The 21,621-nt window shown below is 44.2% G+C and carries 22 protein-coding genes and 1 pseudogene; 7 read left to right on the forward strand and 16 right to left on the reverse strand.

The window, feature by feature from the left end; genetic code table 11:
• The first annotated feature begins 411 nt into the window (after positions 1-411).
• Together HWQ42_RS01445 and HWQ42_RS01450 are read left to right on the forward strand one after the other, a co-directional pair.
• On the forward strand, positions 412-612 hold the full coding sequence (locus tag HWQ42_RS01445) for a hypothetical protein (RefSeq protein WP_292808661.1): 201 nt from the start codon (positions 412-414) through the stop codon (positions 610-612).
• 419 nt (positions 613-1,031) lie between these two features.
• The gene (locus HWQ42_RS01450) at positions 1,032-1,184 is read left to right on the forward strand and encodes a hypothetical protein (protein ID WP_292808663.1); all 153 of its coding nucleotides are present in this window, start codon (positions 1,032-1,034) and stop codon (positions 1,182-1,184) included.
• Between the two features lie 83 nt (positions 1,185-1,267).
• Here HWQ42_RS01450 and HWQ42_RS01455 read toward each other — a convergent pair whose 3' ends face one another.
• On the reverse strand, positions 1,268-2,023 hold the full coding sequence (locus HWQ42_RS01455) for a KilA-N domain-containing protein (protein WP_292808665.1): 756 nt from the start codon (positions 2,021-2,023) through the stop codon (positions 1,268-1,270).
• Positions 2,024-2,671: 648 nt separating this feature from the next.
• Positions 2,672-2,962: a hypothetical protein gene (locus tag HWQ42_RS01460; protein WP_292808666.1), complete on the reverse strand. Its 291-nt coding sequence runs from the start codon at positions 2,960-2,962 to the stop codon at positions 2,672-2,674.
• 362 nt (positions 2,963-3,324) lie between these two features.
• Between HWQ42_RS01460 and HWQ42_RS01465 the strand changes: the two genes are divergently transcribed.
• A complete protein-coding gene (locus HWQ42_RS01465; protein ID WP_292808668.1) occupies positions 3,325-3,591 on the forward strand; it encodes a hypothetical protein in 267 nt (88 codons plus the stop codon).
• An 89-nt stretch (positions 3,592-3,680) separates the two neighbouring features.
• A complete protein-coding gene (locus HWQ42_RS01470) occupies positions 3,681-4,238 on the forward strand; it encodes a hypothetical protein (RefSeq protein ID WP_292808670.1) in 558 nt (185 codons plus the stop codon).
• Positions 4,239-4,255: 17 nt separating this feature from the next.
• On the opposite strand, the gene HWQ42_RS01475 is transcribed toward HWQ42_RS01470, so the two are convergent.
• The 9 genes and pseudogenes from HWQ42_RS01475 to nifB all read right to left on the reverse strand — a co-directional run bounded on the left by HWQ42_RS01475 (position 4,256) and on the right by nifB (position 13,261).
• Complete coding sequence (locus tag HWQ42_RS01475) at positions 4,256-4,486, reverse strand: hypothetical protein (RefSeq protein WP_292808672.1); 231 nt, start codon at positions 4,484-4,486, stop codon at positions 4,256-4,258.
• Between the two features lie 152 nt (positions 4,487-4,638).
• A complete protein-coding gene (locus HWQ42_RS01480; RefSeq protein ID WP_292808674.1) occupies positions 4,639-6,048 on the reverse strand; it encodes a site-specific integrase in 1,410 nt (469 codons plus the stop codon).
• Between the two features lie 98 nt (positions 6,049-6,146).
• Positions 6,147-7,061, reverse strand: a pseudogene (locus HWQ42_RS01485) (nitrogenase component 1); the annotation flags it as partial.
• Between the two features lie 151 nt (positions 7,062-7,212).
• The gene (nifH, locus tag HWQ42_RS01490; RefSeq protein ID WP_190730906.1) at positions 7,213-8,106 is read right to left on the reverse strand and encodes a nitrogenase iron protein; all 894 of its coding nucleotides are present in this window, start codon (positions 8,104-8,106) and stop codon (positions 7,213-7,215) included.
• Between the two features lie 397 nt (positions 8,107-8,503).
• Complete coding sequence (locus HWQ42_RS01495; protein ID WP_292808676.1) at positions 8,504-8,860, reverse strand: group 1 truncated hemoglobin; 357 nt, start codon at positions 8,858-8,860, stop codon at positions 8,504-8,506.
• Positions 8,861-9,082: 222 nt separating this feature from the next.
• A complete protein-coding gene (gene nifU / locus HWQ42_RS01500; protein ID WP_292808678.1) occupies positions 9,083-9,982 on the reverse strand; it encodes a Fe-S cluster assembly protein NifU in 900 nt (299 codons plus the stop codon).
• Positions 9,983-10,096: 114 nt separating this feature from the next.
• On the reverse strand, positions 10,097-11,305 hold the full coding sequence (gene nifS / locus HWQ42_RS01505) for a cysteine desulfurase NifS (RefSeq protein WP_292808680.1): 1,209 nt from the start codon (positions 11,303-11,305) through the stop codon (positions 10,097-10,099).
• Between the two features lie 30 nt (positions 11,306-11,335).
• On the reverse strand, positions 11,336-11,692 hold the full coding sequence (locus HWQ42_RS01510) for a 4Fe-4S binding protein (protein ID WP_292808682.1): 357 nt from the start codon (positions 11,690-11,692) through the stop codon (positions 11,336-11,338).
• A gap of 117 nt (positions 11,693-11,809) precedes the next feature.
• Positions 11,810-13,261: a nitrogenase cofactor biosynthesis protein NifB gene (gene nifB / locus HWQ42_RS01515; RefSeq protein ID WP_292808684.1), complete on the reverse strand. Its 1,452-nt coding sequence runs from the start codon at positions 13,259-13,261 to the stop codon at positions 11,810-11,812.
• A gap of 1,135 nt (positions 13,262-14,396) precedes the next feature.
• Between nifB and HWQ42_RS01520 the strand changes: the two genes are divergently transcribed.
• The gene (locus tag HWQ42_RS01520; protein WP_292808686.1) at positions 14,397-14,975 is read left to right on the forward strand and encodes a Uma2 family endonuclease; all 579 of its coding nucleotides are present in this window, start codon (positions 14,397-14,399) and stop codon (positions 14,973-14,975) included.
• Positions 14,976-15,101: 126 nt separating this feature from the next.
• Here the strand turns inward: HWQ42_RS01520 and HWQ42_RS01525 are convergent, their stop codons facing one another.
• Both HWQ42_RS01525 and HWQ42_RS01530 read right to left on the reverse strand, forming a co-directional pair.
• The gene (locus HWQ42_RS01525; protein ID WP_292808688.1) at positions 15,102-15,443 is read right to left on the reverse strand and encodes a XisI protein; all 342 of its coding nucleotides are present in this window, start codon (positions 15,441-15,443) and stop codon (positions 15,102-15,104) included.
• Entirely contained in the window at positions 15,425-15,847 is a 423-nt protein-coding gene (locus HWQ42_RS01530; protein ID WP_292808690.1) for a XisH family protein, read from the reverse strand. Before HWQ42_RS01530 ends, HWQ42_RS01525 begins: the two co-directional genes overlap by 19 nt.
• A 113-nt stretch (positions 15,848-15,960) precedes the next feature.
• On the opposite strand from HWQ42_RS01530, the gene HWQ42_RS01535 reads away from it, so the two are divergent.
• Positions 15,961-16,926: an NAD(P)-dependent alcohol dehydrogenase gene (locus tag HWQ42_RS01535; RefSeq protein ID WP_292808691.1), complete on the forward strand. Its 966-nt coding sequence runs from the start codon at positions 15,961-15,963 to the stop codon at positions 16,924-16,926.
• A 284-nt stretch (positions 16,927-17,210) separates the two neighbouring features.
• On the opposite strand, the gene HWQ42_RS01540 is transcribed toward HWQ42_RS01535, so the two are convergent.
• Complete coding sequence (locus HWQ42_RS01540; RefSeq protein ID WP_292808693.1) at positions 17,211-18,818, reverse strand: sorbosone dehydrogenase family protein; 1,608 nt, start codon at positions 18,816-18,818, stop codon at positions 17,211-17,213.
• A 447-nt stretch (positions 18,819-19,265) separates the two neighbouring features.
• Between HWQ42_RS01540 and HWQ42_RS01545 the strand changes: the two genes are divergently transcribed.
• A complete protein-coding gene (locus tag HWQ42_RS01545) occupies positions 19,266-19,430 on the forward strand; it encodes a hypothetical protein (protein ID WP_292808695.1) in 165 nt (54 codons plus the stop codon).
• A 21-nt stretch (positions 19,431-19,451) separates the two neighbouring features.
• On the opposite strand, the gene leuD is transcribed toward HWQ42_RS01545, so the two are convergent.
• Positions 19,452-20,060 carry a 3-isopropylmalate dehydratase small subunit gene (gene leuD, locus HWQ42_RS01550; RefSeq protein WP_292808697.1) on the reverse strand — a complete coding sequence of 203 codons (609 nt, stop codon included), beginning with the start codon at positions 20,058-20,060 and terminating at the stop codon, positions 19,452-19,454.
• A gap of 88 nt (positions 20,061-20,148) precedes the next feature.
• Positions 20,149-21,552, reverse strand: coding sequence for a 3-isopropylmalate dehydratase large subunit (leuC, locus tag HWQ42_RS01555; protein WP_292808699.1), 1,404 nt, complete (start codon positions 21,550-21,552; stop codon positions 20,149-20,151).
• Between the last annotated feature and the right edge of the window lie 69 nt (positions 21,553-21,621).

Below are 21,621 nucleotides of genomic sequence, written 5' to 3' on the forward strand. Positions count from 1 at the left end.
GTGGACTAAATCTTGGTATCACATAAGATTAAATCATACTTCGTACAGGGTATACGGTAGCTTAAAGTCTACAACGTTTATATAGCAATGGTTCTGCAAGTCTGCGTTTCCTGTGGCTTGTTTTTGTCTTAAAGCTTGCGATTTAAACATCCAAAACTCTAGTGAAATGGTAATTTGATTTGCAAATTGTGGCTTAAGGGGTGTGAAGTTTTAGCTGTATACCCAACAGAATTAGGAATCGAACCTTAACCCTCGACTAGAGATGCAACAGTAGTGCATAAGTCAAAATTCGCAGCCGGATAACATAGTGTTGTCCAGCAAATTTTTGCAACAACTTGCAGGATACCTGTCAAAGTTTATACACTTGGCTAAAACGTGAGTGTATTTGGTATGGAAGTACTGGGAAGGCCGATGAGTCAAAACGGAGTAGTGCATTTGATGGATAGCGAGGAATTGCGATCGCAAACTTGGTTAACTTTGTGCGGTCGTAAAATTTGGGCTACTCACGCTCTACCGTTGCAAAAGTTTAATGCTTCTGAAAACTGCTGTACAGTCTGCGTTCGGATGCAACGCAGTAACTCGCTGTTGCACTCTCGACTTTTAGCAGCATGAGTGCGCGGCTGGATGGTGATCAGTAGACTTGCTCTCTTTGGGGTTAATGTCGAAGAGAGTAACTCCATTGCTTTTCTGCAATTTTAGGAAGAATTAAACCAGTCACAAGTATACTTGCCGAAGAAATATTAGCGTGGTTTGAAATTGTCGCTGTTTTTATCGTTATTCTCTGTGGTGAAACCTAATAGGTTTCAAGCGATTTTCTTCGTTATTCCCCAGCAAGTGCATTGTTTTTAGTGACTGATCGCTAACTCTCCCTATCGAGCCTTAACCCATGATTGAGTTTCACTTAACTAAAACTTTTCTACTGTGGAGTGCATTTTTTGCGGATGTTCTACGACGCGGGGGGTTAAGGCTCCGTAGCGACGTATGTTTTACGGGCTATTGCCACACAACAACGGCTAAACCTTAAGGTTTGTATGAAGTTCTTGGCTATCGCCCGACGTTTTTGTACGCAATCGGCAGAGGCGGGTCTTACTGCTGCACGTTGCGGTAACTTCCGACTTCAACTTACAACTTCATTAGCTAGCTGGTGGAAGTTGGAAGTCAGAAGTCGGGAAGCATTGCAATGAGCGGTGAGCGATCGCGTACAAAAACGACCCCCGGTCGTTGACTAGGGGCCGCTTTTACAATCCACGCGCACTACCTCGAAGAGCTACATATGACTGCCACCTTTCTCTCTTACCCAATCATTAATTTCTCGGATGAAATAGCTAAATAAAGCAATTTCATCCTCTAGTGATATAGATGAGTGCAGCTTTACTGATATACCTGAGGGCAGTCTTGTAGGCATTTCAAAAAACGTATACGCGCTTTGATAAATGTCGGGGTATTTCTCTTTCAAAAAGTCTTCCAACAAGTCTAAGGTATCTTGACAGAGTGGAATACCGAAAACAACTTTTTCGCAAGGTAATCCAAACTTTTTGTTTAAAAGAGACACTAAATTTGACAGGGAAAGCTTCTCTCCATACTCAGGTTGTCTTCTGAAGTGATCAAGCGCGATTGGATTTGTGAAACAGATCCAATCGCGCTTATAAATGAAGCTGTATTGCTTCTGGACTGCCTCGTTGATAATATCCAGCCCTTCTACTGTGTTTTGGCGTGAGGCAATATCAGCGGCGAGGGTTGGGTCAGCCTTGGTATACCTGATAAAAGTCTTGACTACATAGTTAGCGAAAGCTGGATCGAGGTAGCTGGCTAGGTGAACTGCCATGATTGGGTGAACCCAAGTTACCCAAGTTTTACCTACGCGCTCAACAATCCAGGGTTCAGCATTTGACTGTGTAGTTTTCAAATGCTTTAATCTAGCTTTTGTTTCTGGCAACTGCTTCCAGTTATCAAGTCGAGATCCAAAATGCTTAAACCACTTAGTAGCATTGATATAGCCGTCATCTCCTTGTGCATCTTGCACTAAATTACCAAACTGCTCTATGTTTGAATTTGACATATAAATTTCTCATTGTTTTGAAAATGTTAAACAACTCCAGATCAGACAGGGGTTGTTTTTTTAGTCTACGGACACTAGTACCGCACGGCGGAAATAAGCAGCCATTAAAAGCTATGAAAATTTGACTGACTAATTTTAGTGTGTCAACTTCAGGATTTGACACCCTGGACTCCAGGGTGTCAAACTCCCCTCAGTGGATCACCTTTGAAAACAACTCAAATGCTTGCCAGGAGCTATCAAGCGCTCAAACAAAAGGTGTGTATCAAAACTATGGATCACCTTATGATCACCTTGGACGGATCACCTTATGATCACCTTGGACGGATCACCTTACCAACCACATACCAGCTTTTGTACAGAAAGCATTTCAGCGATAAATTCCAACAAAGTTGGTAAGGTGATCATACTAAGTACACGAAAAACGCGAAAAAAATAAAATTGGAATCAGAAAAAAAAACGTGAATAGAATCATTCTCACGGATCACCTTAACCGAAATGCAGAGCCAGTAAGCGTTTGAGAGGTGATCCGCCAAGGTGATCCATAGGTGATCACAGGTGATCATAGTAAAGGCGATCGCCTCGATGACGATCGCCTCTGCCAAGGCATTTTAATTACATCGGCTCTAGATCCAGGTCATCAACCCATTCCCGTTCGTTATCGTCTACCTCAAACCAAGGGTGGTCTTCTGGCAATGAGACGTTGTACTGCCAGTCCAAGCCAGTCCACGAAAGACCAAGCACTGTTACTGGGTACAAGATTTCACCCTGCTTGACCTTTGTCTTGTGCAGCACGGTTTGACCAATGTAATATTCGGGCTTGTCGAATTCTTTACTCACTCGCAAACGCCAAAACTTTGACGCTTGACGAAAAATGCCCAAAGTGGGCGCGTCTGACGCTAACATACTATTGCCTCCTTAGTGGCGTGAGAACTTGTAAGGGGGAAGTCGTGCCGGTGGGGGAGAGGTGAAAGACTCTCTTGCCGGGGCGCATTCAAGCGCTGACTTCATTTGTCGTATCTGAAATCATTGAAGCAGATTTCGCAACGAATTGCGATCGCACTTCTTTAGCCGAGATGATCATTTATCCATCTGCTGTGGGTAGGAAAATTAGGAGAGCGTGCGACGCTACGACTTATCGCTATAACCCTGAATGATTCCTGATAGATACAGTATAGATGCATATCTAGAGCAACGTCAAGGTATTGATAGACAATAATATAGATACAAGATAGACTCTAGTTAGTATAGATAAGAGTCTAGATAAAATGGCAGATAAGATACTAGCCACTTTTCGGATTGACCCGGATAAGTGGGAATCATTCAAAGCTTTGACAACAAGTAATGGCTCTACAGCTTCGGCTGTTCTTCTTCAGTTCGTTGACAATTGTCTAGATGCCAATCAAATACCTTCTAAGAGCGCTCATGCAAGTCTAGACAATATTGAAGCCTTGATAGACAAGCGTATAGAAGAGAGTCTAGCCGAAGTGCGATCGCAACTGGAGGAACTGCGGGGAAAATCGAAAGCCCGGTAGTAGATGAGAATAGCGCTACCGGGCAAGAAAGCAATGAAGATTCAACTGTAGCCAATAGCGAAGCGGTCAGCCAGTTGCAGGGCGAAGTTATGAGCCTAGAAAGTAGACTTCAGTCCTGCCGCCAAGAGAAACAAAACATGGAGGAGTTCGTAGATGGGATGGTGGAAGAACTACAGCAAGCATTGGCTGACGCTAACCAAACCAACGCCGCTTTGCTGGAGAACCTTAAAATAAAAGAAGAATACATTCTGAAACTGGAAAAGACAAACTGGCTGCTCAGGGAAGCTCCAGAAAGGACAGGTGCATCCGGGCAGCCAAGCAACATTGAGTCAACTGTAGCGAACAGTGAAACCATCGACCAGTTACAGTCCCAAGTTATGAGCCTAGAAACTAGTCTCAAGATTTCCCGCAAGGAAGAGAAGGAGTTAGAGCAGATACTTGAAAAACTAGTGAAGGAATTGGCTGACGTTAAGCGAGAGAACGACACTTTGACGGATAGGCAACGGTTACAGACAACAGGTAATTTCGCGCAGCCGGACTATGAAGCAGCCCGCGATCGCACTTTGAATAAGCTTAAAGTGGGCAAGCAATCAACGGCAGGAAAGGCGATTGACGCTTTTATCAAGGAACTAAAGCACGGTTTATAGTCAACTTATGTACGGTTTCAACTCGGTTTCAACCCGTCTACAGTTAGCCTATACCCCAACAACAGACGGTGACAAGTGCGCTTTGTGTGCCACGATCGACGGTGATAAAGGCGGTTCCAATGCCACGATCGATGGTGACAAGTGCGGTTGCATTGCGGGTTGAGTGCGTCTACACTCTCTACAGGTGTAGACGCAACTGTAGGCGGGTAAAACTCGCTCTGGATGCCGTTTTTAGCAACTGTAGGCATTTTTTGACGGGCTATTTTTTAACAAAAACTCCCAAAAAATAGCCTTTTTTGTCTAATATATTGCTCAAAAATGTAACGGCACTATTTTAACAGTTTCAAAAGCTAAACAGATAGAGATGCACCTCTGCTAATAAACCACACTTTGCAGTGAGTTAAGTAGACAAAACCTCACTGATTTGATGTCGTGCCAGAGCTTGCCTGAGATATTCCACTTCAGCCCTTAGCCGTGCATTTTCCTGTATCAACGTATCCATGTCATCTTTTTTATCCACTGCCTGCTTAATTACCTTCCTCCGGTTCTCCAAGCTGAACCACTTCTGATAAATTTCAGTGTGAATCTCTACAGAATGCCCCAAATTGTCAGCAGCAGCTTTAATTGGAATGCCCATCATGTGCGCTCGAATCGCCCAAGCATGGCGTAAGTCATAGGGTGTAAATGGAATATTTACGCGCCTAAACCACGATGAACAATTAACCCGAATATTGTTGATATCTGTAAAACTAGTTCTGTCATCAGTTTGAGCTTTCAAAAGTTCTAAATACTCTACGTTTTTTAAATCAAACAAGTAAACCCATTCAGGATGTAGCGGTAAAGCTTCTCTATAACCAGTCTTAGTATCTGGGTGAACCTTCCATGTATTATCTTTATTTTCAGGATTCAACCACCAATCAATTTCAGGATTTACAAACAGTTCTCTTGGGCGTAATCCATAAGTAGCAAGCATTCCATACACCCATTCCCACATCTTCCAACTGTCTAAGCAATTCTTCTTGATTGTCAAGCTCCTAGTCAAAGAATAATGATGAAAAGATTCCTGATATTTGATGATATCCTCATCACTGGGAATGTCCCTAGCCTGACTTTTTGGTTGTGTAGCTTTAAAATGTTCGAGAGTGAAACCAGTTAAATTAAGAGTTGATTTTAAAACCTTCAACGATTTAACGGCGCTGTATTTGGCAGAGTCTCCCGTTAACTCTGCAAATCTTTTATCAATCTCCGGTTGAGTCAATAAAGTATCTAGCCCAATCAATCGCCGTAAATACTCCTTGTAATAGAAAAAGGTGTGTTTACTTTTTTCTGTTAATTTGCGTGTTTTGAAATACTCAGTTTCAAACTCTTCTAAAACATCACCAAGGGTTTGGGATCTGTTGGCGACCTTAGCGATTTTACCCAGATATTTGTCAGTCCATTCAAACTGTTTACGGGCAAGCAGCTTGCCTAGCTCGTTTGCCTCTTCCTCAGCTGTTCTCAACCCGTCCAAGCTTGTAGGGATGTTTAGAGAAATCTTGTACTGCTTAAAACCAGTTCCTTTAGTGTCGCGATCGCCGGGTTTGATTGGTAAAGATGCTTGCAATTGAATTGTGTCCCGTGCCACGACCAAACCCACTTTGACCTTAGCGGCTTTTAGACGGGCCCTAGTGTCTGTCAAACCTTTCTCGAACTTGCGTTCCAGATGCTGCCGAGTAGCCTTCATGTGTTTCTGCGTTCCTAGATAGCTGCCATCGGTAGATGCTGGCGGAATGAAATCCTCAAAAACGTCGTCCTGCGCCTTGCTTTTCATTGTGTCTTAAATGTGTCTTAAAATTTAGTCCATTTAGAACAATGTTTAAATTGAGCAAAGTTAGACGTGGACTAAATCTTGGTATCACATAAGATTAAATCATACTTCGTACAGGGTATACCATAAGCTTCTTCCATGTGACGGCTGATGTAGTTCATCGACCGATAACAGTGGATGAGGTTCATCTTCACATTGGGGGTCATCAACATTTCGTTGATGGTGCCATCACCTGACCACTGAGCGACTACGCGCAAGCCGATTTCTTCTAACAGGATGCGGCTAGCCCAAGCATCTCCACCGATGTTGTAGTCACCAATGATGGCTACATCATAAGGAGTACCTTCAAACTGAAGTGTACCGTCTTTTTTCGCTTGGTCTGCTCTGGTGAAAACCCAGTCACGAACCATGTCGTTAGCAATGTGGTGTCCCAAAGATTGGGAAACACCCCGGAAGCCTTCGCAACGCACAGGTACAACTGGCTTGCCAATTTCTTTCGATGTCTTCCGAGCTACTGCTTCGATGTCATCCCCAATTAGACCGATGGGGCATTCTGATTGAATGGAAACACCACGGTTGAGTGGGAAAAGTACATCAAGTTCTTGGATGAGCTTGGTAAGTTTCTTGTCTCCACCAAAAACGATATCTCGTTCTTGGAAGTCGGAGGTGAAGTGCATGGTACCAAAGGTATCAATACCTGTGGTGCCGATGTAGTAGTTACGACGACCAGACCAAGACCAGTAACCGCAACCTACAGGCCCGTGGCTGATGTGGATCATGTCCTTAATAGGGCCCCAAACCACACCTTTAGAACCGGCGTAAGCACAACCACGAGCGGTCATTACCCCAGGAAGGGATTTGATGTTAGACTTAACGCCGCAATCGGACTTACCTTCTTCGTATACGCCTAAGTGCTTTTCCCGTTTTTTCTTAGCTTTGTCGGGGTAAGCTTCTAGAACTTCTTTAATTAGTTCTTTTCTTTCTTCGATGATGTTTTGATTTTCTGGAGGTGTCATATATAGCCTCTGTGACTCGTAAGGATCGGGGGCATAGGGGGACTAGGAGTCCCCTCTAAGTTTAGGGGGGAGATGCAAGGGAGAGGATAAAAGGGAAGATATGAAACTCTTCCTTTTTCCTTGTGCTAAAGCGTTATTTATTAGCAGCGAATTATACTACAGGAGCTTCAGCAGCACTCTTACCAACCAGCATTGCGGTATTTTCGTCGCTTTCGAGGATACCGAATTCAATCAACAATTCTTCTAGTTCTTCCATTTCGATGGGTGTAGGAATAGCTAGATTCTTGTTGTCGATAATTTTTTGAGCCAATGTCCGGTATTCGTTAGCTTGGTTGCTTTCTGGTGCGTACTCGTTAACTGTCATCCGGCGCAATTCTGCGTGTTGAACGATGTTGTCACGGGGTACGAAGTGAATCATTTGGGTGTTCAACCGTTTTGCCAAGGTTTCGATTAGTTCGATTTCCCGGTCAGTGTTACGGCTGTTACAAATCAAACCACCCAAACGCACGCCACCTGTGTGTGCATACTTAAGAACACCACGAGCGATGTTGTTAGCAGCGTACATCGCCATCATTTCACCTGATGTTACGATGTAGATTTCTTGTGCCTTGCCTTCACGGATAGGCATTGCGAAACCACCGCAGACAACGTCACCTAATACGTCGTAAGATACGAAGTCTAGGTTTTGGTAAGCACCATTTTCTTCTAAGAAGTTGATGGCGGTGATGATACCACGACCGGCGCAACCTACACCGGGTTCTGGCCCACCAGATTCTACGCAACGAACGTCACGGAAACCGGTTAACATTACTTCTTCGAGTTCGATATCTTCTACTGCACCACGTTCTGCGGCGAGGTGAAGAACGGTTGTTTGAGCTTTGCTGTGCAGCATCAAACGGGTGGAGTCAGCTTTAGGGTCGCAACCGACGATGAGGATGCGTTGACCCATTTCTGCCATAGCTGCCAAGGTGTTTTGGGAAGTGGTAGATTTACCGATACCGCCCTTACCGTAGAAAGCTATCTGTCTAATGTTTTCGTCTGTCATGGTTCCTGTTTCCCTGCAATTGGTTGGTTGGTGGGTCTGTGCGTTTGTCAGTTGCGTTCACGCCAGTTGAGCGACAGTAGTGAGCGCGTGTAGAGCATCGTTGGTAGCGTTGGCATAAATGCCTGCTGGGGGCGATCGCTCCACAGCCAAAATTATTGACAGTAAGTACATCGATCTTCCTCGTTAAAATTTTTTTCTTTTGGTTTTTTGTCTTTGAAGTTCTGATCGCCGGAAGCCGGCGCTCAGACTTCTCTCTTTCTCTTTGTCCTTTGTCATTTGTTTTGATAAAGAACAAAGAAAATTACGCAATTTACAAATACGTCATAATGTGTTTCAGCTTGCAAGATTCAATAGGACTTGATGTTGTTATTTGTCAACAATCAATGCATAAGTCCTATTACTTGTTCAAAATAGCGCCCTTCATATTTGTGACGCGATCTAGTGCAGCTTTGGTGTCATCTGCTGACACTCCACGCACAGCCATTGCTTCGCCGAGATGCTTGGCGATCGCATCGAAGTGTGGTTGCTGTAGGTTCATTCCAGCGTGGGTTTTGTCCATTGGACGACCGCCGTATTGCTTTGGCCCCTCAAATATTTGACCTAAGAAAGCAACTAAATGATTGCGTTGCTTCGCCATGTCTGTACCAGCAAAAATGGGGCTGAGGAGGCTGTCTGCGGCAATGCGTTTGTGGAGTTCATCTACTACTTGTTCAATAGCTGGTTGTCCACCAATGTTGTCGTACAATGTGCTCATATCCTGTTCCTTTGAAGCGAGTTGGATGATGAAATTTGCAAGTAGGCGCTTAATGTTTTTGCCTATATGCTGTTAGCCGTCATAGCTAATTTAGCTATCGGTTGTCGGTAGGATTGAAACATTGATGTGGAGACAATTATATGGTTCAAATCCTACTTTCTGTTCCTGGCTGAATGCATATTAGAGCGTATTTGTAGAATACGTTAAGTCCTACAGCAATTCCTAAACTGCTTCGACTACAAGGCTCTTGCTGACACGATCTTGTAATCTGGCTTCGATCGCAATTTTCAGAGTTGCTGTACTACTAGAACAGGAACCGCAAGCACCTTGCAGTACAACTTTAACGCGATCACCTTCGACATCATAGAGTTCTACATCTCCCCCGTCTGCAATGAGTACGGGTCTGACTTCTTCATCAAGAACCTTTTGAATTAGAGCAATCTTTTGGACGTTGGTTAGCGCTCGTTCCTTAGATGTAACAATTTCTGTGGCAACTTTTACGCCGTAATTGTTGAGAGCAGGTGAGGCGTATTCCTGTTGAACTGATCTAATAATATCATCAATGTTCGCCAGACAGGAACCGCATCCGCCACCAGCTTTTACATAATTTGTTACTTGCTCGGCATCCGTGAGATGATTTTCTAGAATCACGCGACGAATCTTAGACTCGCTGATGCCAAAGCAACTGCAAATTAATGCACCTTCATCGTCATCATCGTGGGTAGCTAGAGGTATGCCACGATAATTGTAGATAGCGGCTTCTAGGGCTTCTTGTCCCATGACAGAGCAGTGCATCTTTGCTTCTGGTAAACCACCCAGGTAATCTGCAATGTCTTTATTGGACACTTTCAGGGCTTCATCTAAGGTTAAACCTTTAACCATTTCGGTTAATGCACTAGAAGATGCGATCGCACTAGTACAACCAAAGGTTTGAAAGCGAGCATCTAGAATCTTATCAGATTCTACTTCCACTTTCAGGTGCAATCTTAGAGCATCGCCGCAAGCAATGCTGCCGATTTCACCCGTTGCAACCTTAACTCCAGCTTCGCCCGTTTCTTCAATTTCTCCCTGATTCTTGGGATCGTAAAACAGTTCTAATACTTTATCAGTGTAGTCCCACATATTTAGTGTTGAGTAATGAGTGCTGTTAGCGGTAGCGGGGCGTTTAGCCCGTGCTGAGTGGGGAGTAGGAAGTAGAGAATAGTAAATTCTTATTCTCTATTCCCTATTCCCTAATTAACGATGCGCTAGTGCTTGTTCTTGTCCTTGCAACCAACCTGCATCATCATTTTTGAAGGGTGAGAGGGCGCGTAAACGTTCTACAATACTGGGCATTACCTCTATTACTTGATCGATTTCGGCTTCGGTGGTGTAGCGACAAAGACTGAAGCGAATAGAACCGTGCAAAGTTGTATAGGGTAAGCCCATTGCCCGCAGGACGTGGGAAGGTTCCAGAGAACCGGAGGTGCAAGCAGAACCGGATGATGCACAGATACCGTATTTGTTCAATAACAGTAGAATTGCTTCACCTTCAATATACTTGAAGCCGATATTTGTGGTGTTGGGCAATCTCTGCGTAACGTCACCGTTGACTACACAATCGGGAATTGTAGCGAGTAAAGTTTGTTCGAGGCGATCGCGCAGCTTTCTTTCTCTGGCGATCGCTTCTTCTAAGTGTAACAGTTCTAGTTCCGCAGCTTTGCCCAAGGCGATAATTGCTGGAACATTCTCTGTTCCAGCTCTACGTCCGCGTTCTTGGTGTCCCCCAATAATGAAAGGACGGAACCGAACTCCGCGCCGGATATATAAAGCACCAATTCCTTTGGGCCCGTGTAGCTTGTGACCAGACAGGGTTAACATATCGACGGTGCTAGTCTTCATATTCAAGGGGATTTTTCCCACTGCTTGCACCGCATCTACATGGAAGATAGCGCCATATTCTTTGACGCGTAACCCAATTTGCTCAATCGGGAAAATCGTGCCGGTTTCGTTATTAGCATACATAATTGTCACCAAGGCGGTGTTACCCGTCAAGGAAGCTTCTAGTTCATCTAGATCCAGCTGCCCTTGATGATTTACTGATAGATAGGTAACACTATAACCTTGGGTTTCTAATTGTTTGCAGACATTGAGTACTGCTGGATGTTCAACTTGGGTGGTGACGATATGTCGCTTTTCTGGTTGCGCTAACAGTGCGGCTCGAATCGCCGCGTTATCTCCCTCAGTACCGCAACTTGTGTAGACAATTTCTGACTCATCGGCTCCCAGGATAGCTGCAAGTTGTTCTCTTGCTGTTCTCACTGCTTTACCAACTTGCCCACCAAAGGTATGCATACTGGAGGGATTGCCGTAATAATCCGTCAGGTAAGGTAGCATTACTTCTATAACTTCTGGGTCTACCTTAGTGGTGGCATTATTATCGAGATAGATGCAGTTATTTTGCATTGTTGTCTTCAATTAAGAATTACGAATTATTTAAGCTTCTGTTGCCATTGTTTGGGGTTGGCGCTTTTGCAACTGTTCCGAGTATTTCTGGGAATAGCAGTTAAACCAACGTTCCCAGTAATCTTGTTTATTTGTTAATTTAGCGACTACACGGTTGTAATTAGCAAACCAGCCTTCCCAGTAATCGCTAGGCTGCTTAATGCAACCGTCGCAGGTGGGACAACCAGCTTTACACTGAGGCACGGTATGAATGCTACCAACACAGTTTGTACAAAGTTCAGGGTCAATCCAGTGCTGTCCATCAACCACTTTAACTGCATTTGTGGGACATACCGTTAGACAGAGATTGCAGGAAATACACTGGCTAGTAAGAATTTTGTAAGCCATGATTTATTCTCCTTTTTTGGGAATGGGGCAGTGGGCAAGTGGGCATTGAGGATTGGGTTTAGGGTAGGGCATTAGGGATAATTCTTGTCCCATGCCCTATGCCCCTTGCCCCATGCCCTATTCGTTATTCCCTAATTCCTTAACGTATTGCTCGTAGAACTCCAAAGCAACCTTTTCAATTACGTCGTAAGCTTCAATAGTCTTGATTCCAGCTTCTTGCAATTTTTCTTGAGGACAGTTACCAATCTTGGAGACTAAAACTGCTTTGCAATCTGCGATCGCTTTCATAATATGCTCAAAAGAAGCTTCTTCGCCGTATCCACCTTGGCAGTATTGGTCAATTTTGCGATGACTGACAAAGCGAACTTCGTCTCCACCCACTTCGTAAATTTGGAATTCTTTCGCATGACCGAAGTGTTGGTTAACCAATCCACCGCCTTTGGTTGCTACTGCAACTAAGATTTTAGGACTGTTAGCAAATTTCTTGCCGGCTAGCGCTTTATCTTTGGCTACTTTAAGTTCTTCTTTAAACTTCTCAATTCCTTCGTGAACAGTAGCGCGCTGTTCCATGTCATATTCGGGAGCCATTTCCAAGAATTTCTCTTTAGAAAATTCTTGGCTGCGGTCTTCTCCTAACAATCCGACTGCATCGGCACGACACTGGCGACAGTGACGCATCATTTTCATGTTACCAGAGCAGTTGTCTTGAACTTCTTTGAGTTCTTTGGGTGTGGGGCCGCGTTGACCGGTTAAACCGAAGTGTGTGCCATGTTCTGGTGCAGAAATCAATGGCATGATGTTGTGCAAGAATGCACCTTTCTCACGGATGACTCGATTCACTTCAACTAAGTGATGGTCATTAATTCCGGGAATCATTACAGAGTTAACTTTGCACAAGATGTCAGCATCTTTCAGGGCTTGCAATCCTTCCATCTGTCTTTCGTGGAGGATTTTCGCACCTTCAAGACCTCTATAACGCTTGCGTCTGTAGTGAACCCAAGGATAAATCTTAGCACCGATCTCTGGATCTACCATGTTAATGGTGATCGTCACGTGATCTATATTTAATTGTTTAATGCGATCAATGTAGTCTGGCAGCATTAAACCATTGGTTGATAAGCACAGCTTGATGTCTGGTGCTTGCTCTGCAATCAACTCAAATGTGCGGAAAGTCTTATCTGGGTTCGCCAATGGGTCGCCAGGGCCGGCAATTCCCACAACTGTCATTTGGGGAATCTTACCACCAATGACCAAAGCTTTGTGTGCTGCTTCTTCTGGTGTTAGCAATTCGCTAACTACTCCAGGACGGCTTTCGTTAGCGCAATCATATTTGCGGTTGCAATAGTTGCATTGAATGTTGCAAGCTGGTGCAACTGCAACGTGCATCCGGGCGTAGTGGTGATGAGCGTCTTCGCTGTAGCAGGGATGTTTCGCAATACGTTCTTCGAGCTTTTCGTCCCTTTCCACGGTGGCGCTACTCGGGCTGTCGCAGCCGCAACCACCTGATTTTGCTTGGGTTGGCGATTCCGTAGCGTTGGAGTTGAGGAGTCGTGTAGACGGTGATGTCATTTAGTTTCGCAAAAGGTCGGTGGACTTGGCTGCCACTGTGGGAGATGCCGTTGCTACTCTTTCATGCCCAGAATTGAAGTCGCGTCTTCCACACTGCCTGCAAACCCTTGGGTGAGGGCGACTTGTTTTCAAGTCAGACAGGCGATAGATATCTGATGTTCGGCTGGTGTGTGTCAACGTTCGGTTCTTGGGTAGAATTTGTGCTTACAGCCGCGACTTCTCTTCACTTGAGGCATGGTGCTATGTCATCCCTCCACTCACCCTTCGCTTTGTTTTGTTTCAGAGCGTTAGGTGATTGGCGATATAAGATTTATAGCAGCCGTCTCCCAGCCAGATGTTGCGTCTCTCTAGGATAGAATTTATTGGATTTATTACTTTTGTACTCAAATACTAAAAACTCTAATTCTTCAAGCATTACAAGAATTAAAAAAGTTTTTTTCGGGTAGGGGTTCTAGTATTTTTTGGTTGGGGTTCTAGTGTTTATAGATAGGGGTTCAGGATTTCTTTGTACTCAGCCAAAACCCAATCCTAGCAATAACTTTAACTAAATTGAAACTAGGTTTGGGTTCTTTAAATGTGTACTCAGATTGCCCTCAAGTTCCGTCAAAAGCAATAAATGACAAGGGTTTGAGGGTGAAAAACTGGAGTAGTCTACATCGTTCTACTCCAGAAACGTGCGAAATTCAATTCTGTATCTAACATATCATTTTTTTGAGGGTAAAAATGCACTTCATATTCTTTTAATTTTTCTTTGAGAATGATGTTCAATTATGTCTTTAAGCCTTATCTGGCAAGCCCTATGAGTTAGTGGGAATAGACGTGTTGCTGCACATAATTTTCAAAAAACTTAACTTTTAACCCCCTTTTTTTTATTCCCAGAATGAGGAGATGGGTAGGAGACTCTCAGATTTTGTGTTTGAGAGAAACAACAAACTATAATCTAACATGATTGAGCGATCGCAATGAATTTTCTGAATTGCTCACTACAAACCTTAGCAAAAAACCCCATTCCCAACACCGGAAGGGGCAAAATTTAAAATATTTCTTCTTATAGGAGAGAGGTTTTCCAGATACCGCTCTTTGTTGCTGATACTATTTAGCTACAATCAAACCAAACGTGAAAAAATCTTAAGTTATGATCGCCATTTCCCAACAGCCACCAAAAATGACCGTTGAGGAATATCTCGAATGGGAACCTCAGCAAGACCTTCGCTACGAATATGCAAATGGCGAAGTGTTTGCGATCACAGGCGGTACAATTCCCCATAACGACATTGCACTAAATCTCTACAGACCTTTGTACCCTCATTTGCGTTCCAGGGGTTGTCGAGTGAATGTGTCAGATGTAAAAATGCAACTCACTGCCCAGAGTCGCTACTATTATCCTGATGTTATTGTCAGTTGCGACCCTGAAGACCTGAATGCCCGCAACTTTATTCAACATCCGAAGCTGATTGCCGAAGTTCTTTCCCCAAGTACAAGCGCTAAAGATCGGGGTGAAAAATTTACTTATTACCTGAGAATCCCCAGTTTGCAAGAATATATCTTGATTGACTCGGAACAAATCTCCGTTGAGCGTTACTGTCGGGGTGAGGGTAGGATGTGGCTTTACTATCCCTACACAGCTGGAGATATCGTCACTTTATCGAGCATTGAATTTGAGTGCCCGATTGAATTGCTGTATGAAGGTGTTGTATTTACCACTGAAGAATAAAGAAAATGTTCCGTGTTAACTTTTAAAGAGCGATGTCTACGATGGTCACTGAGCTTGTCGTACCACTTTGTGGAAGCAAGCTACGCGGAGCGTCTCGTAGAGAAGTGCGGGCTGCGCCTATGCACCTTAAGCAACTGCATAACCAGTGTAGGGTCTTAACTCCGGTGAACGAAACCCTAGAACAATGTGTTCTTTAGGAATTCCAGCCCGTTCTAAATCGGCGGCAATGCCTTCTTCCGTGCCATCCCTTTGAATCCAGATTTTGCCATCAATCAAGTCAATATGAACCAGACAGCCATGAATGCGGCGATCGCCATCCCAACCTAGATCCATCCACAAATAGCGATCGCGGCTTCGATCGAACACCACTTCCGATTGAATATTGGCATAAGAATAGGGTAGTGAAGCATATTCACTGAGGATAGTTTCAATAACTTGGCGATAGTCGTCTAACTTGGTGTAATCCATTGTTTAATGACCTCCTGTTTTGGATCAAAGGTAATTAGCTTTAAACGATGATTTCTCAGTAACAGTTTGCCGATGGGTTCTTCAAATAAATCATCAAAAACACTGTTAGGGACTGCAAGATATAGTACTCGTTCTGGCTCCAATTCAATCAAGATATCCTGATATAAAATATACTGGCCCAATGCTTTTTCTAAATCATCAACATCCGATCTCCCAGTAAAACTTTTAATCTCAACTGCAATTTTTGATTCTGCTTTTTCCGCCGCTAACAGTTGTCTAGCACCTAAATCAACATACAAATCTTTTTTACCAAACTTAAGAGTCAGTGGGTCATGAGTAATTATCCATTTATCTTTAATCAAAGCATTTTTAACATTGTTGTGATAAAGGTCTCTAGCTGGCATACAGGTGTAGTTTTAGACTGATATTTCTATTTTAGGAAATCGCTACACTAGATTTATCAGGAAAAACAGGCTGTCTGAGTTCATTCAGCAAAATAGGGTAGAGGAGGAATGTCATGAAAGCAGTCGTTATCCGTCGATATGGCGCGACTGAGGTGTTGCAGTATGAAGACGTAGAGCAACCGAAAATCGAGCCAACGCAGTTACTTGTGAAAGTTCGTGCTAGTAGCGTTAATCCCATTGATTGGAAAATTCGCCAAGGGATGTTGAGTTTGATTGCCGGCAGCAAATTTCCGAAGATTCTGGGGTTGGATGTGGCGGGAGATGTCGTAGAGATTGGCTCTGGTGTCACGCGCTTTAAACCAGGAGATGCTATCTATGGCAGTACTAGCTTCCCTGGAGGAGGTTATGCCGAATTTGCAGCTGTTCCAGAAAACTTGGTGGCGCTCAAACCAACGAACTTATCTTATGAAGAAGCTGCGGCTGTGCCGTTAGCAGCGCTCACGGCTCTGCAAGCGCTACGCGATCAGGGAAATATTCAAACAGGACAAACTGTGTTGATTAATGGGGCTGCGGGAGGTGTAGGCAGTTTTGCAGTGCAAATTGCTAAGGCTTTAGGGGCAGTGGTGACGGGAGTTAGCAGTACTAAAAATTTGGATTTGGTGAAATCTCTAGGAGCAGACCGCGTGATTGATTATACGCAGCAAGATTTTACCGAAGATATAGCGCAGTATGACATTATCTTTGATGCAGTGGGTAAGCGATCGCTCTCTCAAACTAAAAGAGTCCTCAAACCCAATGGAATTTATATCACCACACTACCCAGCCCCGAAGTCTTCTTAGAGAGCGTCTTAACAGCGTTTCTTCCGGGTCAAAAAGCGAAATTTATTTTGCAAAAACCCAACACTCAAGATTTGATTTATCTGAAAGAATTGATTGAAGCGGGTAAAATTCGTGTGGTGATCGATCGCACATATCCCTTACAAGAACTAGCGGCGGCTCATGGTTATAGCGAAACTGGGCGTGTTGTGGGGAAAATTGTGTTGGCGCAGCCCGTCGTAGACATCACAGTTTCTAGTTGACTTTCCCGATATCGTCTCATATTGTGTCTGGCTAAAGACTTATCATTTAGACCGCCGGGGCAAGAGGCAGAGAGCAGGAGGAAAGAAGCGTTTCCGATTTTTGCACAGATGCGATAATCATAAGTGATTAACCGGACTTGATATCAGACCTTTTTAAATTTTGGACTTTCCTGCGGAACGCTACGCGTAGCTTGCTTCCCCGGAGGGGTACGGCATCAGCGTTCAGTAGAACACTTTTAAAGTATTCAATCCAAAATTTAACATCTAAAATTCGCTGAGTGGTGCTACTTGACCTCTATAAACGAGATGATATTATCAAGGTCATTTCCAAGGGATTTATAATCACCAGCAGTATATTCACGGCATAAACCATCACCATTTATATGTTGGCACACACGTATCCGTGTACCCGGTGGTACACTGAATGAACTAATAGTGTCATTACCAACAATATTTAAGTCACCTTGGTTGGATTTGTATACTCCTGGAGTCGTAGGAAAAGACTGGGAAATTCCGCCAAAGTTAGGGTCTCTGTAGACCTTAACCTGTTGTGACGGCGTGTAGGAAAGCTTATAGATAGTGCCGCTGAAGTCATCCGAAATTAACAAATTACCTTGCTGGTCTACTACCATATCCACAGGTCGCCCCCAGGTTTCTTGGGTTGCTGGAACTACCCAACCTGTGACTAAATCTATCTCCGGCTCTGGGGTCTTTGTCGTACTGTTCCAGGGAAAGTAAGCTATTTTGTAGCCGGTTTTCTTCTGCCGATTCCATGAACCATGCAGCCCTGTCACTACTCCATTTGAGTATAGGCTGGGAAAATTGGTATTTTGTAAAAATGTTAGTCCCAAGGGAGCTGAATGGGCTTGGATACCTTTGCTAATCCTGTCCATTGCATTGCAATTAACACTTCCATTAGCATTGAACTGATAGTCGCGGTCAAATGGCATATTGTTCAGGCCGTTTGACGTGTCAGGATTGGGGTTGCAGAATGGCCAACCGTAGTTACCGCCATCTCGGACTTTGGTAAACTCCTCTGGCGGGTGGTTGTCTACGTAGGAGGGGATAATTTTACCGTAATTGCCACTGCTATCGTTGAAGGGATAGGCAATGTTATCTCGATTATTAACGACTACCCAAAGATCATTTGTGCCAGGTAAGAATGCTAACCCTTCGGCATTACGTAAGCCTTGGGCAAAAAGTCGCTGATTGGTTCCATTAGCGTTGTACTGGTAAATTGCACCACGCTTTGGAGTGCTGACAGTATCTTCCTTACAGGCATTGCATGTAGAGGCGATGGACACGTACAGTTTGTGGTTGGCATCAAGTGCGATATTCTTCAGTTCGTGACCATAAGCGCCTTTGAGTTCCTGTGTGCTGCTGTCTGGTAAGCCAACTACAATGATTTGACGATTTTTTGCGATTAAATCTCCAGAGTTGTAGATGAAGCGGTTAATTTGATGACTCTCAGAGATATAAATGTATGTGGTGTTATCAATCTTATGAAACACAATGTCGTGTGGTTTGCGTAGACCCGTCACGAAGTCAGAAATAATTGGGTCTTTGCTGCCATTTGAGCGGACAATTAACACTTTACCCGAACTGGGCTGTGATACTAGAAGATCCCCATTGGGAGCAACTGCCATAAAGCGAGCTTTGCTAATGCGAGCATAAACAGAGACGGAGAAATTGGGCGGGACTTTCAAGTAACGGTTAGCATTAAAGGGCCAAGAGGTCATTGTACTAGGCACTTTCAGTTTAGTTTCAATAGACGCAGGGGGGGGTTGGCCGATCGCTGCGGTGGTAATAACCTCTAAGGACATCAAACTCATTAGCGATGCGGATAGTATGCGTCCAAATATCTGTGTTGGTTTTAGAGTAGATGCAACCATTTTTAACTTCCCTATAGCTTAGTAGTGATTTATGTTACACATAACTCTCGGCTAGCCGATTTGACCGAGAGCTTGAATAAAGCTAACTCAAGGGTATTCTTTTTCTTAAACACTTAAAATATCTTTATCTACTGCTATTTTTTCTAACTCATCAAAAAATTCATCAACCGAGAGTTAGAAAAAGGCAGAGCGATCGCTCTTCCAACTAAAATAATCCTCAAGCTACTTAGCCTCGAAACCATTATGCAGAGAGTCTTAACAGCGTTCCTTCTCGGTCAAAAGGGTAAGGGGTAAAGGTTTGAATTCACCTTTTTCCTTTTTCCCTTTTCCCTTTAAGCGAACCGTATTGGGTTTAGAAGGACTTTTGGGTAATCTAGATGACTTGTGTATACACCGTAAGCCTACTAGGGGAGAGGCCACGCAATACGATTTGGTTAAGCTTTTTTGATGAAAATTCTAGATCGCAAAGATGCGATAAATCACCGCCAAGACGAAAGACTGATTATTGTGAAGACGGCGATTCATCGCGTCTCTTGCCTTGACCGAACAGTATTTAGAGACCACGCAGGAATCACAAGTAATTTACCGCAGTTGACATCATTCCCTGGCTGACAGGCAGGGAATGAGAAAATACTAACTCGCGGCTAAATTCCCCCAACCGACGTAGGGTAATTTTGTAGCTGTTGCCCGAACTTGGTCAGCGTTAGCTACTAACTGACCGCAAGCGTCCCAAGTTCCAGAAATAAATGTGCTTCTTGTCCCTTCACCGATCGCAACTGGGGCGGTGTAATCACCAATTTGCACTTGCAAGGTTTCCAGATTTACTGTTACGGCGGCTTGAGGATTGGCAGCAACTAAATCTTGCAGTTGTTTAACACTAACAGCATCGGCTGTCAGACAAGGTATGCCCATTGCCACACAGTTACCGAAAAAGATTTCCGCGAAGCTTTCACCGATTAAAGCTTGGATTCCCCATTTGGCGATCGCTTGGGGTGCGTGTTCCCGTGATGAACCACAGCCAAAGTTACGGTTGACTATTAAAATATTCGCGCCTTTGTACTGGGGTTGGTCAAAGGCATGTTCACCTTTAAGTGCTGTCCGGTCATCAATAAATGCACCTTCGCCTAAGCCATCAAAGGTAACGGCTTTCAAATATCGCGCGGGAATGATGCGATCGGTATCTATATCATTACCCACTAAAGGTATACCGCGCCCTGAAACTGTTTTAACTTCACTCACCATAAACTTTATTTACCTATCATTTGAATGACAGCCTGTTAATTTCTACAAATGACCAATGACAAATGACCAATGACAAATTACAAAAAAATTACAGTAACTCGCGCACATCAGAGACTTCGCCTTTAATCGCAGCTGTGGCAACCATCGCCGGACTCATTAATAATGTCCGACCGGAAGAGGAACCTTGTCTGCCTTTAAAGTTGCGGTTGGAGGAAGAGGCGCTGATTTGTCTTCCTTGCAGCTTGTCGGGGTTCATGGCCAGACACATGGAACATCCTGGTTCCCGCCATTCAAATCCAGCTTCTTGAAAGATTTTATCCAGTCCTTCAGCTTCCGCCTCTTCCTTCACCCGTTCGGAACCGGGGACAACGAAGGCTTTGATTCCCTCGGCAACGTGGCGACCTTTGGCGATTTTCGCCGCTTCTCGCAAATCAGTAATTCTGCCGTTGGTGCAACTCCCAATAAAGCAGACATCTATTTTAGTGCCCTTGATCGGTTGACCAGGATATAAATCCATGTAGCGATAAGCTTCTTCGGCAATGAATCGGTCTTCTTCTAGCAGTTCTTCCGGTTGAGGTACTGACTGGTTAACACCGATACCTTGACCGGGAGTAATCCCCCAAGTAACGGTAGGGGAAATTTCCGCAGCGTCAAATACCACTACATCATCGTATTGGGCATCAGCATCGCTCTTGATGGAATCCCACCAAGCTAATGCTTTATCCCAATCTGCATCTTTGGGTGCAAAATCTCTGCCTTTAAGGTAATCGTAGGTAACACGATCGGGATTGACGTAGCCGCATCTAGCACCGCCTTCGATCGCCATATTGCAGACAGTCATCCTCTCTTCCATATTCATTTGCTCAAATGTCGTCCCTGCAAATTCGTAACCATAACCCACACCACCTTTCACGCCAAGGGTGCGGATGATATGCAGGATGACATCTTTGGCGTAAACTCCTGGGTTGAGAGTGCCGTTAACTTCTATTTTGCGGACTTTCAGTTTGGAGAGGGCAAGAGTTTGGGAAGCGAGAACATCCCGAACTTGACTAGTTCCAATACCAAATGCGATCGCACCAAATGCCCCATGACTGGATGTGTGACTATCTCCACAAGCGATCGTCATTCCTGGCTGAGTCAGTCCGAGTTCGGGAGCGATGACGTGAACTATACCCTGGCTACCAGAACCGATGTTGTAAAAAGTTATGTTATTTTCTTGACAGTTATTTTCGAGCGCCTGAATCATTTCTTCTGCCAAGCTATCGGCAAAGGGACGCGCCTGATTTTCTGTGGGCACAATATGATCGACTGTGGCGACGGTACGTTCTGGAAACAGGACTTTTAGACCTCTCTCGCGTAACATAGCAAAGGCCTGGGGACTGGTGACTTCATGAATTAGATGAAGCCCGATAAATAGTTGCGTCAGCCCTGAGGGAAGTGTACCAACGGTGTGTAAGTCCCAAACTTTATCAAACAGGGTACCTTTGCTCATACGTCAATCAATATTTAAAGAGTCCGGTCTTAAATAGTATCAAAAAAAGTCTAAGTTTTTGCAGATCAC

Source organism: Nostoc sp. JL23, from assembly GCF_017115065.1.
GTDB lineage: Bacteria > Cyanobacteriota > Cyanobacteriia > Cyanobacteriales > Nostocaceae > Nostoc > Nostoc punctiforme_A.